Raw genomic sequence first — 15,783 nt, forward strand, 5'->3', positions numbered from 1 at the left:
CTTTTTGGGGTCACTACACAACATCAGAAAGTATAGAGCCCTTTTTTATTTTTATACATTCAAATCAGTGTAATTTTCGTAAAAAAGCAGGTATAGTAGAATTCAAATGAAGATTGAGGAGAAATAACATGGAAGAATCAACTTATTCTTCGACTATTCTTGAAAAACTTAAACAACATGGCTGGGATGAAGCGGCAATAATTGCTTACGTTAATTATAGCGAAGAAGGCATATTAGATTGTGATCTTGCGATCTTTTTAGTCGGTTCTGAAATCTATACAGAAATGTTTGATAAAAGTCAGCTATCAGCTAATGAAAAAGTCATGTTAGTCATCGATCATTTAGGAGGTTATCTGAATGAACAAGGGGATTTAACGTTTGCAAAAACAGCCTATAAATTTTGTGATCAACTACCGCCAGGAGGACCATTTTTTATTCATTACGCAAAAGCGGTACAAACTGCATATCCCGACGGTTTGACTATAGCTCAAAAAGACAAAAGACTATCGAAAATAGCGCTTAAGAAAAAATACGCAAACGAGACAAAAATCCATCAATTTAGAAATCAATTGGATAAATGTGCGATTAATTATGTAGAAAACTATAAGAAGAGATTCGGATGCAGTAATGATGAAGCCGCAATCAAAAGGATTCTTGGAAATAATTGGTTTTATGCAGATCCTCAGTACCACAATCGTGCGCGACTTGCCATAGACATAATGGTTAACGATCGAAAAAAAAGAGCGAAGACGCTGACTAATAAAGGCTTAATCAAGAAAATCAGAAAACATGGTTTTTATCGAAAAATTTTATCTGGAGATTATCATAGTGAATTTATTTTAGACGAACAAGGTCAGCTTCTAAGTCAATGGAAAGAAGATGTGGAGGCACGAGGTGAGCTTGAGAATGCCATTGCAAATGGTGAAACATTTAACTATGGGGAACGTCCCAGAGTCGATCAATATCAGACGCATGATAAATTAGATGGAAATCCTCCTAGATATTTTGATACGAACAAGCGAAATGAACTTAAACGAGAATGGATTTCTCCTACCGATAATTGGGTTTATCAACTAGTCAGAAGACTAGCAGAAAAAGGATTAAGGTATAAAAAAAAGGAAAATTAAGATTGGAAGGACAGTTTCCAATCTTTTTTTCACAAAAACACTTTTTTTTCAAGAAAGGAAAGCAAAATAATTAATAAGTTTGTGAAATATTTTCACAAACTGTTTCAAATTAACCTGACATCCGTTATAATAGAGTAGAATATGCGTGCAACTATTCTACTTTTAGATAGAAGGATGATGAATATACAATGCGAAAAATGAAGACAATGGATGGAAACACAGCAGCCGCATACATCTCATATGCGTTTACAGAATTAGCCGCTATTTATCCAATTACACCAAGCTCAACTATGGCTGAGCTTGTCGATCAGTGGTCAGCAGAGGGGAAGCAAAATATCTTTGGACAGCCTGTCAAAATCGTTGAAATGCAATCAGAAGCAGGCGCAGCAGGCGTAGTCCATGGGTCACTAAAAACAGGTGCATTAACTACTACATATACAGCGTCACAAGGATTGCTACTGATGATTCCAAATATGTATAAAATTGCTGGAGAATTACTTCCATCAGTTTTTCATGTGGCGAGTCGGGCAGTAACGACAAATGCTTTGAATATTTTTGGTGATCATGGAGATGTGATGGCTGCTCGTCAGACTGGTTTTGCTATGTTATGCGAAAGCAGTGTGCAAGAAGTCATGGATTTATCAGCAGTTGCTCATCTAGCTTCGATTGAATCAAGTGTTCCGTTTATCAACTTCTTCGATGGATTTCGGACAAGTCATGAAATTCAAAAAATCGAAGTACTGGAATATGACGAATTGGCACCATTATTAGATCAAGAGCAACTAGAGCATTTTCGTAGCAGAAGTATGAATCCTAATCACCCTTCTGTCAGTGGAACAAACCAAAATCCTGATATCCATTTCCAGCAGCGCGAAACAATCAATAGCTATTATGAAAAAATTCCCGCTGTTGTAAAAAAATATATGGATGACATCAACGCGCTAAGAGGTACAACCTATGATTTAGTTACCTATTACGGTGCAGAAGATGCTGAGGAAGTCATCGTTTCAATGGGGTCAGCGGCCCAAGCAATTGAGCAAACAATCGATTATTTAACAAAACAAGGCAGAAAAGTGGGTTTTCTAAATATCCACTTATATCGCCCGTTTCCTATTGAAAACTTTTTAGAGAAAATGCCTAAAACAGTTAAAGCAATCGGTGTAATGGATCGAACCAAAGAACCAGGAGCTGGTGGAGAGCCTTTACTTTTAGATGTTCAAAGTGCGATGTATGAATCAGAGCTGCGTCCAATGATTATTGGGGGACGTTATGGACTAGGCTCAAAAGATGTTTTACCAAATCAAATCGTTGCGATCTACGATGAATTATTAAAAGATAAAAAAGCAGCAAAATCTCGTTTTACGATTGGGATCGTAGATGATGTTACTTATACATCACTTGATTGCGGTGAAGCGTTAGATTTAACCAATCCTAAAACCTATCAAGCAAAATTTTGGGGCTTTGGCTCCGATGGGACAGTTGGTGCAAATAAATCAGCAATCAAGATCATTGGGGATCATACCGATAAATATGCACAAGGCTTCTTTTATTATGATTCGAAAAAATCTGGTGGTTTAACAGTTTCTCATTTGCGTTTTGGGGAAACACCCATTCGTTCGACTTATTTGATTGAACATGCCGATTTTGTTGCCTGTCATACTGCAGCGTATTTAAATACGTATGACTTAGTGAAAGGCTTAAAAAAAGGCGGAATCTTTTTACTAAATACAGTTTGGAATGATGAACAGTTAGAACGTTTTTTACCGAAAAAATTGAAACGGTATCTAGCTGAAAATGACATTCATTTTTATACGATCAATGCTGTTAAGTTAGCTAGTGAAGTTGGGCTAGGTGGACGGATTAATACAGCGATGGAAACCGCATTTTTCAAATTGGCGGATATCATGCCATTTGAAGAAGTGCTACCTATTTTAAAAGAAGAAGCATTTAAAAGCTACGCTAGAAAATCAATGGCTGTTGTGGAAAAAAATATTCAGGCAATCGATCGTACGGTTGAGCTTTTGCATAAAGTCGAAGTGCCATTATCATGGAAAACGATTGAAATAAAACCCAAAGAACGTGCGGAAAATGTCACTGATTATGTTCATGAAATTGTTGAACCTATTAATCGCCAAGAAGGAAATGACCTTGCAGTCAGTGCTTTTGTCAAAAATGATATGACAGATGGTCGGATGCCGCTTGGTACGACAGCCGTGGAAAAACGAGGGATTGCGGTAGAAGTACCTGAATGGAATAGTGATCGTTGTACGATGTGTAATGAGTGCGCGTTTGTCTGCCCTCATGCAGCCATTCGTCCATTTTTAGTTGATGAAGAAGAAATAGATGAAGCACCAGAAGGCTATATCGTCAGAGAAATGCGCGGTGCAGATGGACTGAAATACCGTATTCAAGTTTCTATAGAAGATTGCACAGGTTGTGGTCTATGCGTAGATGCTTGTCCTGCTAAAGGCAAGGCATTAGTCATGAAGCCTTACGAAGAACAAAAAGAGCAAGCAATGAACTGGGCATTTTCTATGACCTTGAAACAAAAAGAAAATCCAGCCAAACCAAATACTGTTTTAGGCTCACAATTTAATAAACCGTTATTAGAATTTTCTGGTGCGTGTTCTGGTTGTGGTGAAACGCCTTATGTGAAACTACTAACTCAAATGTTCGGTGATCGTATGATGATTGCCAATGCTACTGGCTGTTCTTCAATTTGGGGCGGGGCAGCACCGGTTGCACCATATACAACAAATGATCAAGGACAAGGCCCTGCTTGGTCTAATTCACTATTAGAAGATAATGCAGAATTCGGTTATGGCATGTTGTTAGCTAGTCAAACTCGTCGCGAACATTTAGCTATGAAAATGACTGCAGCAATGACAGTAGCTTCTTCGGAATTAAAATCATTGATGGAAGACTGGATCGAACACATGCATACAGGCGAAGGCACTCAACAACGTGCTGCCAAATTAAAAGCAGCGTTGCAGGATGAAAAAAATAACCAGCCATTGTTAGAAGCAATTTATGCAGACAATGATCTATTCGTAAAAAATAGTCAATGGATGATTGGCGGAGACGGCTGGGCTTATGATATTGGTTATGGCGGGATCGATCATGTTCTTGCTAGTGGGGCAGATGTCAATATGTTAGTTTTAGATAATGAAGTCTATTCTAACACTGGTGGACAAACCTCAAAAGCAACACCAGCATCTGCAATTGCGAAGTTTTCAGCAAGCGGCAAGTATGTTTCTAAAAAAGATTTAGGCATGATGGCGATGACTTATGGCAATGTTTATGTGGCTCAAATCGCGTCAGGTGCTAATCAAATGCAGACGATCAAAGCATTTGAAGAAGCGGAACGTTTCCCTGGACCTTCAATCATTATTGCGTATACACCTTGTATTACTCACGGATTAGCAGGTGGCATGAGCAAAACCTTGGAAGAAGCAAAAGAAGCTGTTAATTCTGGCTATTGGTCATTGTATCGCTATAATCCAGTATTGAGAGAATCAGGTAAAAATCCGATGACTCTAGACTACAAGAAACCAAATTTCGAAGCCATGCAAGAATTTATGCGCAAACAGGTTCGTTTCTCTTCGTTAGAAGCGACTCAGCCTGAATTTGCAGGAAAACTATTTGAAAAGACAGTGACTGATGCAAAAAATCGTTTTTATAATTATGCGCGAATGGCTGGGCAAGAAGAAAAAATTCGAGCAAAATTGGAAAAGGTAACGGATGAAGTGGTACTAGAAAAAGCTCCTCGTACAAAAAAGGAGCGAGTCACTGATCCAGAAGCTGACGCAAGAAGAGCCGCCCGAAGAGCAGAGCGAGCGGCAAAACGAGAGAAACTAGAAGAGTAAAAAGGAAGTTGATTTGGAGTGAAAGACTCTTGCATTTCTGCTAGATTCTTTCATTCTTTTTTACTTAAATTTTTCTATCTTCCATTCTCAATCCTGTAACCAAGCAAAAGATTATGGTATACTGATTAAGAAATCTTCAGAGAGAAGTGAGGTTTATGATGTCTTTTCAACTTAGTCAATTATTTGATGTAAATTATTGGCGGCAATTGATCTCATCCGATTTTTTGTCGCGTGATTATATTATTAATGTGATCGATATTCTTGTGGTCTGGTACCTAGTCTACAAGTTGATCATGCTTGTCAGAGGAACAAAAGCAGTTCAATTGTTAAAAGGGGTCGCTGTGTTTATCATGATCCGAATACTGAGTGAACTGATTGGGTTACATACATTATCTTGGCTGATGAACCAGGTCATCATGTATGGCGTGATCGCTGCGGTTGTGATTTTTCAACCAGAGGTCCGGCGAGGCTTAGAACATCTTGGCAGAAGCTCCTTTTTCCGAACGAGTCGATCTGAACAACAGCAAGACGAAAAGATGATTTTGGCTTTTGATAAAGCGATTCAATACATGTCTAAAAGGAAAATAGGCGCATTGATCACAGTGGAAAGAAATACTGGATTGGATGAATACATTGAGACGGGTATTGATTTAGATGCAGATATTTCAGGAGAGCTATTGATCAATATTTTTATTCCAAATACACCGCTGCATGATGGGGCAGTGATCGTAAAACAAGGGAAAATCGCTGTAGCAAGTGCGTATCTGCCTTTGTCTGAAAGTAACTTGATTCCAAAAGAATTTGGTACTCGCCATAGAGCCGCTGTTGGTATCAGTGAAGTCAGTGATGCGGTGACGATTATTGTATCAGAAGAAACTGGTGATGTTAGCTTAACCTTAAATAACGATTTGATCCCGAGGTTAACACAAGAAGAATATTTGAAAATCCTTCGAGCAGAATTGGTGCCCAAAGAAGAGCGTAAAGATAAAAAGAACCTTTTACAACACTTTATTGATGGTGTGACGAAAGGGGCGAAAAAGAAATGAAAAAGCCCTCTCAAAGTAACTGGTTTTCAGGATTGTTAGCACTACTTTTTTCTTTGCTGCTATTTTTTAATGCCAATTCGTCAGGCAATCTCTCTAATATGTCTGGCACAAGTCAAGTTTATGACGAGATGCTGTATAATATTCCAGTTCAGTTAGAGTATGATCAAGATAAGTATTTTGTTTCAGGTTATGAAGAAACGGTCAATGTTCATCTAAGCAGTGCCAATCGAATCCAGTTGAATTTAGAATCCAATGAGGATACTAGAAACTTTCAAATTGTTGCAGACTTGACTAAAACGCCACTTGGAACATCAGAGATTCAATTAAGAGTAAAAGGCTTGAGTACTGCTGTAACAGCAGAAATCGAACCTAAAACGATAACGGTGACTGTAGAGAATAAGGTGACTAAATCATTTGAGGTGGAAGCCCAATTACCAGAATCAATTGAAACAGACGGCTACAAAGTAGAAAAAACCACAGTCAGTCCTAAAACTGTAGACATCACAACTGGTGAAGAAACTGCTAAAGCGATCGATCGTGTCATTGCGCCGCTATCAAATGTTAAACAATCTGTGGATACAATCAAACAAACGGTCAATGTTCAAGCGCTTGACACTAAAGGACAAGTATTGAGTATTGAAAATCCAGCGCCCCAGGTAAAAGTGGTGGTTGAGTTATCGTTGCCTTCAAAAGAAGTTGGATTAACGATCAGCCCAACAGGTTCGCCACCTGCTAATATTGAACATTACACATTTAATCTTTCAGAACAAAAAGTCGAAATTAGAGGAACGAAGTCTGTTTTAGATGCGATTGATACAATAGAAATCCCTGTTGATGTGAGTAATATAAAAACATCAATGAAACAAAAAATAAAGATTCCGACAAATGCAGATTATATCGTTTCACCTGAGGAAGTAGAAGTGACAATCAACCCTGTTTTTTCAGGAACCAGCAGCAGTTTTTCTGAATCTAGTGGACAAAGCACAACAACCTCTTATTCAAATCAAGAGTTACCTAGTCCATTACCTTCAAATGAAAAACCAGCAAATTCATCTAGTTCTTCAAGCTCATCTAGTTCATCCAGTACGAATAGTACAGGTGAAGAGGGCGTAGAAAATGGGAGTAGTTCAGTTTCAGCAAATTAAGTTGATTGACTAAGGAGATCAGTTATTCTTTATGTGTTCACTAGAATGACTAAAGCTTTCTTAGTAAGTAGAAGGAGAGTTATAATGGGTAAATATTTTGGAACAGATGGTGTTAGAGGAATAGCCAATAAGGAACTAACACCAGAATTAGCATTTAAATTAGGTCGCTTTGGTGGCTATGTATTGAGTCAGCATGAGGACTCTACTCGCCGACCAAGAGTCTTAGTCGGCCGTGATACACGTATTTCTGGTCAATTACTAGAGCAAGCATTGATTTCAGGACTTTTATCTGTTGGAATCGAAGTCTTTCAACTAGGCGTTATCTCAACACCCGGTGTGGCTTATTTAACAAGATTGCAAAAAGCATCAGCCGGTATAATGATTTCAGCCTCGCATAATCCTGCTGAAGATAATGGAATCAAATTTTTTGGTTCGGATGGTTTTAAATTAGTAGACGATCAAGAACTTGAAATCGAAGCTTTATTGGATGCTCAGGAAGATACGTTACCGCGTCCTTCCGCAGAAGGGTTAGGTACGCTTGATGAATTTCCGGAAGGGTTACTAAAATATTCTCAATTCTTAGTTCAAACAATTCCAGGTGATTTATCTGGACTAACTGTTTGCATCGATGCAGCAAATGGTGCAACAGCAACGTCTGTCAACCGATTGTTTGCAGACCTAGAGACCGATTTTTATACGATGGGTACCAGCCCTAATGGGTTAAATATTAATGATGGTGTAGGTTCTACTCACCCTGAAAAATTAGCGGAAATGGTCGTTGAAAAAGGGGCTGATGTAGGTCTGGCTTTTGATGGTGATGGTGATCGAATCATTGCGGTTGATGAGTTAGGAAATATTGTTGACGGGGATAAGATCATGTTTATTTGTGCCAAGTATCTTGCTGAAAAGAACCGTTTAAAAAAAGATACGATCGTAACAACAGTCATGAGTAATCTAGGTTTTCGTAAAGCGGTAGAAGCTGCTGGAATGAAGGATGTCATCACTCAAGTTGGTGACCGTTATGTTGTAGAAGAGATGCGTAAAAATGATTATAATTTTGGCGGAGAACAATCCGGTCATATGATTTTTCTAGATTACAATACAACTGGCGACGGCATGCTCTCTGGTATTCAATTATTAAATGTCATGAAACAAACTGGGAAAAAATTATCTGAGCTTGCTTCTGAACTGACGGTTTACCCACAAAAGTTAGTCAATATACGAGTAACTGATAAAAATGGTGCCATGGATGTTCCTGCAATCAAAGAAATTGTTGAATTAATGGAAACAGAAATGAATGGTGACGGCCGTATCTTAGTCCGTCCTTCTGGGACAGAACCATTACTACGCGTGATGGCTGAAGCTCCAACGCAAGAAAAAGTTGATTACTATGTAGATAAAATTGCGGATGTCGTAAAAGCTGAAATCGGTATCGGGTAATTTTTGGGACTCTTTGTCAACTAATATTGGTAAAGAAAGTCCAAAGAATTAAATCAATTAGTATGATTCCTAGAGGAACTTTCCTCTAGGTTTTTTTCTTGAAAAAGAATTGTGCGAAAATACAAAGAGATTCCCAAATTTAAAATTGTAAAAGTTATGAAACCCATAAGCATTTCTCTTCAACTCTTTAATATAATTATTTATGCATTCTGATGGTCCAAACACAACGATTAGTTGGAAAAAATTCAAAGAATAGCCAGCAAAAAAAGAAAATATCATAATTGAAATGTATAGCTCAAATAAAGTAAACAAGGAAGGTGAACAGGCCGATATATTAATATCCGAATTTGCCTATGCAAAAGAGGTCATTAAGATTACAATAACCTCTTCTTTATTAAAAAATAAAAGGTATATTAAAACACGAATGTTATGGAAAATGAATTAATGATTGTTCGATAATAGGATTGACAGAATTCCCATAAAAAGGTACTATGTTTGAGAATCAATATGAGAGAATAGGTGGTTTTTCCTCTATTTTCTCATAAAAGTATTTACGTATACTTTATTTTTGGAGAGGAGTAGTAAAATGGGGAATTATTTAGTGCTGCAAACAGATTTTGGACTTGGTGACGGAGCAGTAAGTGCCATGTACGGTGTAGCGCATATGGTTAGTGATGAAATTGTTATTGGTGATTTAACGCATGAAATTCCGCCTTATGATATTTGGGCAGCATCATATCGTTTGTATCAAACAGTGAAGTATTGGCCGAAAGAAACCGTATTTGTTTCTGTAGTTGATCCTGGTGTGGGGAGTGCTAGACGAAGTATTGCAGCGAAGACAAGCTCTGGACATTATATTATTACACCTGATAATGGATCTTTAACGCATATTTTACATTATCAAGGAATTGAAGAGATACGTTCGATTAATGAAGTAACAAGTCGCTTACCGCACTCTGAAGAAAGCCATACCTTTCATGGTAGGGACATCTATGCTTATAATGGTGCGCGTTTAGCCTGTGGAGAAATCTCTTTTGAAGAATTAGGGAGTGTTGTTGCGGCAGATTCGATTGAAACCTTATCTTTAGTGGAAGCCAAGCATGATGAACATATTTTAGAAGGTAGTATTGATGTTTTAGATATTCGGTTCGGTTCTCTGTGGACAAATATTCCGTTAGCCTTTATGAAGGAAGCGGCGATTGCTCATGACGATCAATTGCAGGTAACGATTTTCCACCAAGGAAAAAAAGTGTATCAAAATATCATGAAATTCGCTAAGTCTTTTGCAGATGTAAATATTGGTGAGCCATTAGTCTATGTTAATTCCTTGGTAAACATTGGTGTAGCGGTAAATCAGGATTCATTCTCCAAACTGTATCATATTGGAACTGGAACAGATTGGACGATTCAATTAAGAAAAGCACCAAAAATAGTTTTTGAATAGGGGTGGAGTATATGAAAAAAGAATTTTCTGTAAAAACAATCGTGGCAATTGGGATCGGTTCAGCCGTATTCGTTATTTTAGGTCGTTTTGTCGTTATTCCAACAGGTTTTCCGAATACAAATCTGGAAACCGCTTATCCATTTCTAGCGTTGATTTCTGTTATTTTTGGACCACTAGCAGGGGGCTTGATTGGTTTAATTGGTCATACGTTAAAAGATTTTACAACATATGGCAGTGCGTGGTGGAGTTGGATCATTTGTTCTGGTATTATAGGAGTAATCTATGGTTTAGCAGGAAAAAAAATCGATTTACAACATGGTATATTCACTAAAAAAGACATTATTTATTTTAATATTTATCAAGTAATTGGAAATGCTGTTGTATGGGGATTGATTGCGCCGACGCTAGACGTGTTAATTTATAGTGAACCAGCTAGCAAAGTCTATACGCAAGGTGTGGTTGCGGTAGTATTGAATATTATTGCAGTTGGAATAATTGGTACATTGCTTATGGCTGCGTACGCTGCAACTCGCACAAAAAAAGGCAGTTTAACAAAAGATTGATTATGTAGTAAAATGAGAATAGAATAACTAGGATTTTTGAAATACCATTAAGAGCAAGAAAAAGCAAGCTTGTTTTTCAAAGCTAAAGAACCTTTTCTTGCTTTTTTTACATAGAAAAAGGAGCGACTTCAATGAAAAAACCACTGATAACGTTTGATAATTTTACCTTCCAATATCATAGTCAGGCTGAACCAACGTTACATAATATCAATCTAACGATCTATGAAGGAGAGAAAGTCTTGATCGTAGGACCTAGCGGTAGCGGTAAATCTACTTTTGCTCAATGCATCAATGGCTTGATTCCTTATAGCTTTGAAGGTGAAATAACTGGTAATGTAATGATTCGAGATAAAAAATTAACGGATACAAGTTTATTTGATTTATCTTTTGATGTTGGAACTGTGCTACAAGATACAGATGGTCAGTTTATTGGATTAACGGTGGGAGAAGATATCGCATTTGCTTTAGAAAATGATGAAGTACCGCAAAAAAAAATGAAAGAGGAAGTCGACCATTGGGCTAGTATTGTTGGACTTAAAGAGTTTTTGAAACATCGGCCGCAAGATCTTTCAGGTGGGCAAAAACAGCGTGTATCTATGGCAGGAATCTTAATTGATGAAGCGCCAATCTTACTATTTGATGAACCATTGGCCAATCTTGATCCGCAAGCTGGCAAAGAAACGATTTCATTAATTGAAGAAATCCATCAAAAGACAAACACAACTATTTTGATTATTGAACATCGTTTAGAAGATGTTTTATATTGCTCAGTTGATCGAGTGATCGTCTTTAATGAAGGAAATATTGTTGCAGATTTACCGGCAGATGAGCTACTAAAAACAAATATACTAACAGAGCATGGAATTCGGGAGCCGCTTTATATAACTGCTATGAAATACGCTGGTGTAAATTTACAACAAGTTAAGGATTTGTCTAATATTGAAAAGGTTCACACATCAAATCTAAAAGAGCAGATGGAAAAATGGATGCAGAAAAAGGCGAAAATTTCTGTTCCCCCACTAACTTCCCCATTATTAACGCTAAAAAATCTTACTTATCAGTATACGCGTAATAATCATTATGTTTTAAACGATATTTCTGTTACTTTTAATCGTGGTGATATGTTGAGCATCGTTGGCAAGAATGGCGCTGGAAAATCGACGTTATGTAAAGCTATTTGCGGATTTATTACGCCGCAATCAGGCGAGATGAGTTGGACAGGACAAAATTTTACAGACTATTCAATCAAAGAACGTGCGGATAAGATCGGTTTTGTCATGCAAAATCCTAATCAAATGATTTCTAAGAAGATGATCTATGAAGAGGTTGCACTAGGATTGCAATTGAGAGGTGTTTCAGAGGCTGAAATCAAAGAACGTGTTGAGAATGTTTTGAAAATTTGCGGCTTGTATTCGTTTCGTCGTTGGCCGATATCAGCGCTTAGCTTCGGTCAAAAAAAACGTGTGACGATTGCATCAATTTTAGTTTTAGAACCAGAATTGATTATTTTAGATGAACCAACTGCAGGACAGGATTTTAAACATTATACCGAGATGATGACGTTTTTGGAGAAGCTAAATGAAATGGGTGTAACGATTGCAATGATCACTCATGATATGCATCTTATGTTGGAATATACAAATCGAGCGTTAGTCGTATATGATGGGAAAATCATTGCGGATACAACTCCCGTAAAAGTTTTAACAGATCCTCAACTAGTAGAAAAAGCATCTCTTAAAGAAACAAGTTTATTTACCTTTGCACAACATTTAGGGTTGGATGATCCGTTTTTATTTACAGAAAACTTTATGGCCTATGATCAGGAGGTGCGTTTGAAATGAATGAGCATCAAATGTTAGGATACATTCCCGATAAAACGATTATCCATAAATTGAATGGAACAGCTAAATTAGTCTTTTTAATCTTATTATCAGTCGCTTGTATGACGACTTATGATACGCGTTTTTTGATTGGTATGACTGTATTTTCACTTGTGTTGTTTAAAGTGTCAAATATTAAATGGCATCAAATTTCTTTTGTTGTGAAATTTATTTTTATCTTTTCATTGCTGAATATTGTTGCTGTTTATCTATTTTCTCCTGAATATGGGGTAGAATTGTATCAATCTAGGACGGTAATTTGGGAAGGAATCGGTCGTTTTACACTCACCCAAGAACAGTTATTTTATGAATTTAATTTAGTGTTGAAATATTTTTGTACGATTCCTTTGGTTTTGATTTTCCTTTTGACGACTAATCCAAGTGAATTTGCATCAAGCTTAAATCGAATTGGTGTTAGCTATAAAATCAGCTATGCAGTAGCTTTAGCAATTCGTTATATTCCAGATATTCAAGAAGATTTTATTAATATATCATTGACTCAACAAGCGCGGGGATTTGAAATGTCTAAAAAAGGAAAACTGACTCAACGCCTAAAAGGAACGGCGCAAATAGTTTTCCCTTTGATTTTATCGAGTTTAGATCGAATTGAAATAATCAGCACAGCAATGGAGCTACGCCGTTTTGGCGAAAAGAAAAAAAGAACCTGGTATGCGCAACAACCATTTTGTCTATCTGATTTCTTAGTTATGGGGGTAGCAGTTGCCTTAACTGTTATTAGTTTTGCTCTGTTTAAAGTTAACGATGGGCGATTTTATAATCCATTTAGATAAAATTGGAAAAGCTTGTTAGAACTATCTAGCAGGTTTTTTTATATATACCAATTTTATTTTTTATAAATTTGTTGACAGATTAATTTGATCTATTGTATTATTAATGCAGTTTCTATTTTAAAAACAATAAAGGAGGATAGTTATACCAATATAGGATAGCGCCAGGCCTGAGCAGTTAGGTGACGAGGAAAGAACTTATCGAAAGATTCGGCGGATAGTTCTGGGGGCTGCACTCTTTAAGTTGGAAGCAAAAAATAATTGTAAAATTATAACAAAAGTTCAACTATGCAGAATAGAAACTTAAGCAGCGGACTCGAGAAAATCGAATTGGTTATAATAAAAAATAGGATTGCTTTTTTACAGATACGAACAAAGGCTGTATTTTTTATTTGATTGCTTCTTTTTGCTTGATCGATAACTTAAGGAAAGCAGGAATAATAGTATGTGTGGAATTGTAGGAATTATAGGAAAAGAAAATGCAACAGATGTTTTAGTACAAGGATTAGAAAAATTGGAATATAGAGGCTATGATTCGGCGGGGATTTTTGTAACGGATAAAGACAGACAGGAACATTTGGTAAAATCTTTAGGAAGAATTGCGGATCTACAAAACAAGCTCAACCCCGAGATTCAAGGAACAATTGGAATCGGACATACACGATGGGCGACTCATGGAAAACCTAGTGAAAGAAATGCCCATCCACATACCTCAAGTAATCAACGCTTTATTTTAGTCCACAATGGCGTAATTGAAAATTTTGAAGAAATAAAACAGGAATTTCTTCAAAATAAACAATTAGAGGGTGAAACGGATACAGAGATTGTGGTTTATTTGATTGAATACTTCTCAAACATTGGAATGACGACAAAAGAGGCTTTTAAAAAATCGCTGAGTGTAATCAAAGGCTCATACGCATTTGCATTGATTGATAAACATAATCCAGAAATGATTTATGTCGCAAAAAATAAAAGTCCACTATTGATTGGGCTAGGCGATAATTTTAACGTTATATGCAGTGATGCCATGGCGATGTTGACGGAGACAAATCATTTTGTCGAGATTGCGGATGGTGAAATGGTAATTGTCAAAGCTGATAAGATAGAAATCGAAGATCAAAAAGGCAATCTAGTTTATCGTGAGTCGTATGAAGCACAATTAGATTTAAGTGATATTGAAAAAGGAACTTATCCTTACTACATGTTAAAAGAAATCGACGATCAACCGACAGTTATGCGTCGGGTCGTTCAGGAGTATACAGATTCGTTTGGAGAAACTGTGATTAATCAGGAAATCATTGACCATGTGACCGACAGTGATCGGATTTATATTATTGCCTGTGGCACAAGTTACAATGCTGGTTGGGTCGGCAAAGCAATTATTGAGAAGATGACGAATACGCCAGTTGAAGTGCATCTATCTAGTGAATTCGGTTACAATATGCCGTTACTATCAGAGAAACCATTCTTCATTTTCCTAAGCCAAAGTGGTGAAACAGCCGACAGTCGTCAAGTACTTGTACAAGCGAATGAGTTTAGTTATCCTTCACTAACGCTAACAAATGTAGCGGGCTCAACGTTGTCTAGAGAAGCGGACTATACATTATTGCTTCATGCTGGACCAGAAATTGCTGTAGCTTCAACAAAAGCTTATACAGCTCAAATTGCTGTTTTAGCTGTTCTTGCTAAAGCTGTGGGTGACCATAAAGGCAACCAGTCTTCTTTAGATTTTGACATTGCGCATGAATTAAGTGTAATTGCCGCTGTTATGGAAACAATGATCGATGAAAAAATGGTGATTAGTCAATTAGTAGAAGACTATTTATCTACTACGAGAAATGCCTTTTATATTGGTCGAGGAGTAGATTATTACGTTTCAATGGAGGCTTCGTTGAAACTAAAAGAGATATCGTATATTCAAGCGGAAGGCTTCGCAGCTGGAGAACTAAAACATGGCACAATTGCGTTGATCGAAGAAGGCACACCCGTTTTTGGTGTTGTTACAGATAAAAAGACAGCTGCTCATACTCGTGGGAATTTAAAAGAAGTTGAAAGCCGAGGAGCACATAATTTTGTGATTTCTCTACAATCGTTAGCGAAAGAGACAGATCAAGTCATTATACCGGATGTACACCCATTATTAACACCATTGGTCAGTATTATCCCAACACAATTGATTGCATACTTTGCAACCTTGCAAAGAGGGTACGATGTGGATAAACCACGTAATTTAGCGAAAAGTGTAACTGTAGAATAAAAGGCTGGAACAAGAGCGCCTAGATTGGAGAAATAAGAAGGAATTCACGAAAATTGCTCTTCAAATTTTTGTGAATTTGAGCTTATTTCCGAAGCCTTCAAATCTTAGTGCTTTAGCACTTAGAATTTGATGTGATCGAAGCGTAGTGATTGCTTCTGCTCCCACCGTTTATACGGATTCATTGAGTCTGAGAGATAACTCGTAGAGTTATGTCCCAGACTCTCATC

10 protein-coding genes and 1 pseudogene are annotated in these 15,783 nt (G+C 37.2%); 10 read left to right on the forward strand and 1 reads right to left on the reverse strand.

The features are described 5' to 3' along the window. Positions 1-128 precede the first annotated feature (128 nt). The 5 genes from IGJ55_RS04255 (at position 129) to glmM (ending at position 8,624) form a co-directional block, all read left to right on the forward strand. Entirely contained in the window at positions 129-1,127 is a 999-nt protein-coding gene (locus IGJ55_RS04255; protein WP_430607419.1) for a DUF3114 domain-containing protein, read from the forward strand. Between the two features lie 188 nt (positions 1,128-1,315). Further along, complete coding sequence (nifJ, locus tag IGJ55_RS04260) at positions 1,316-4,993, forward strand: pyruvate:ferredoxin (flavodoxin) oxidoreductase (protein WP_430607422.1); 3,678 nt, start codon at positions 1,316-1,318, stop codon at positions 4,991-4,993. 158 nt (positions 4,994-5,151) lie between these two features. Next, positions 5,152-6,039, forward strand: a complete 888-nt coding sequence (gene cdaA, locus IGJ55_RS04265) for a diadenylate cyclase CdaA (RefSeq protein WP_069640532.1) — start codon at positions 5,152-5,154, stop codon at positions 6,037-6,039. Continuing rightward, positions 6,036-7,184, forward strand: a complete 1,149-nt coding sequence (locus IGJ55_RS04270) for a CdaR family protein (protein WP_429950402.1) — start codon at positions 6,036-6,038, stop codon at positions 7,182-7,184. Before cdaA ends, IGJ55_RS04270 begins: the two co-directional genes overlap by 4 nt. 84 nt (positions 7,185-7,268) lie before the next feature. Next, positions 7,269-8,624, forward strand: coding sequence for a phosphoglucosamine mutase (glmM, locus tag IGJ55_RS04275; protein WP_207120568.1), 1,356 nt, complete (start codon positions 7,269-7,271; stop codon positions 8,622-8,624). Between the two features lie 69 nt (positions 8,625-8,693). Here the strand turns inward: glmM and IGJ55_RS04280 are convergent. Beyond that, positions 8,694-8,843: pseudogene (locus IGJ55_RS04280) on the reverse strand (transposase); the annotation flags it as partial. Positions 8,844-9,210: 367 nt separating this feature from the next. On the opposite strand from IGJ55_RS04280, the gene IGJ55_RS04285 reads away from it, so the two are divergent. The 5 genes from IGJ55_RS04285 (at position 9,211) to glmS (ending at position 15,556) form a co-directional block, all read left to right on the forward strand. Beyond that, on the forward strand, positions 9,211-10,068 hold the full coding sequence (locus IGJ55_RS04285) for an SAM hydrolase/SAM-dependent halogenase family protein (protein WP_429950405.1): 858 nt from the start codon (positions 9,211-9,213) through the stop codon (positions 10,066-10,068). A gap of 11 nt (positions 10,069-10,079) precedes the next feature. Beyond that, a complete protein-coding gene (locus IGJ55_RS04290; RefSeq protein WP_069640536.1) occupies positions 10,080-10,631 on the forward strand; it encodes an ECF-type riboflavin transporter substrate-binding protein in 552 nt (183 codons plus the stop codon). A 131-nt stretch (positions 10,632-10,762) separates the two neighbouring features. After that, the gene (locus tag IGJ55_RS04295) at positions 10,763-12,472 is read left to right on the forward strand and encodes an ABC transporter ATP-binding protein (protein WP_430607428.1); all 1,710 of its coding nucleotides are present in this window, start codon (positions 10,763-10,765) and stop codon (positions 12,470-12,472) included. After that, on the forward strand, positions 12,469-13,302 hold the full coding sequence (locus IGJ55_RS04300) for an energy-coupling factor transporter transmembrane component T family protein (RefSeq protein ID WP_429950409.1): 834 nt from the start codon (positions 12,469-12,471) through the stop codon (positions 13,300-13,302). The genes IGJ55_RS04295 and IGJ55_RS04300 overlap by 4 nt, the downstream gene beginning before the upstream one ends. Positions 13,303-13,744: 442 nt before the next feature. Beyond that, on the forward strand, positions 13,745-15,556 hold the full coding sequence (gene glmS, locus IGJ55_RS04305; RefSeq protein ID WP_207120564.1) for a glutamine--fructose-6-phosphate transaminase (isomerizing): 1,812 nt from the start codon (positions 13,745-13,747) through the stop codon (positions 15,554-15,556). Positions 15,557-15,783: the final 227 nt, after the last annotated feature.

The sequence above is a fragment of the Enterococcus sp. AZ170 genome (assembly GCF_050545135.1).
Classification (GTDB): domain Bacteria; phylum Bacillota; class Bacilli; order Lactobacillales; family Enterococcaceae; genus Enterococcus_L; species Enterococcus_L ureilyticus.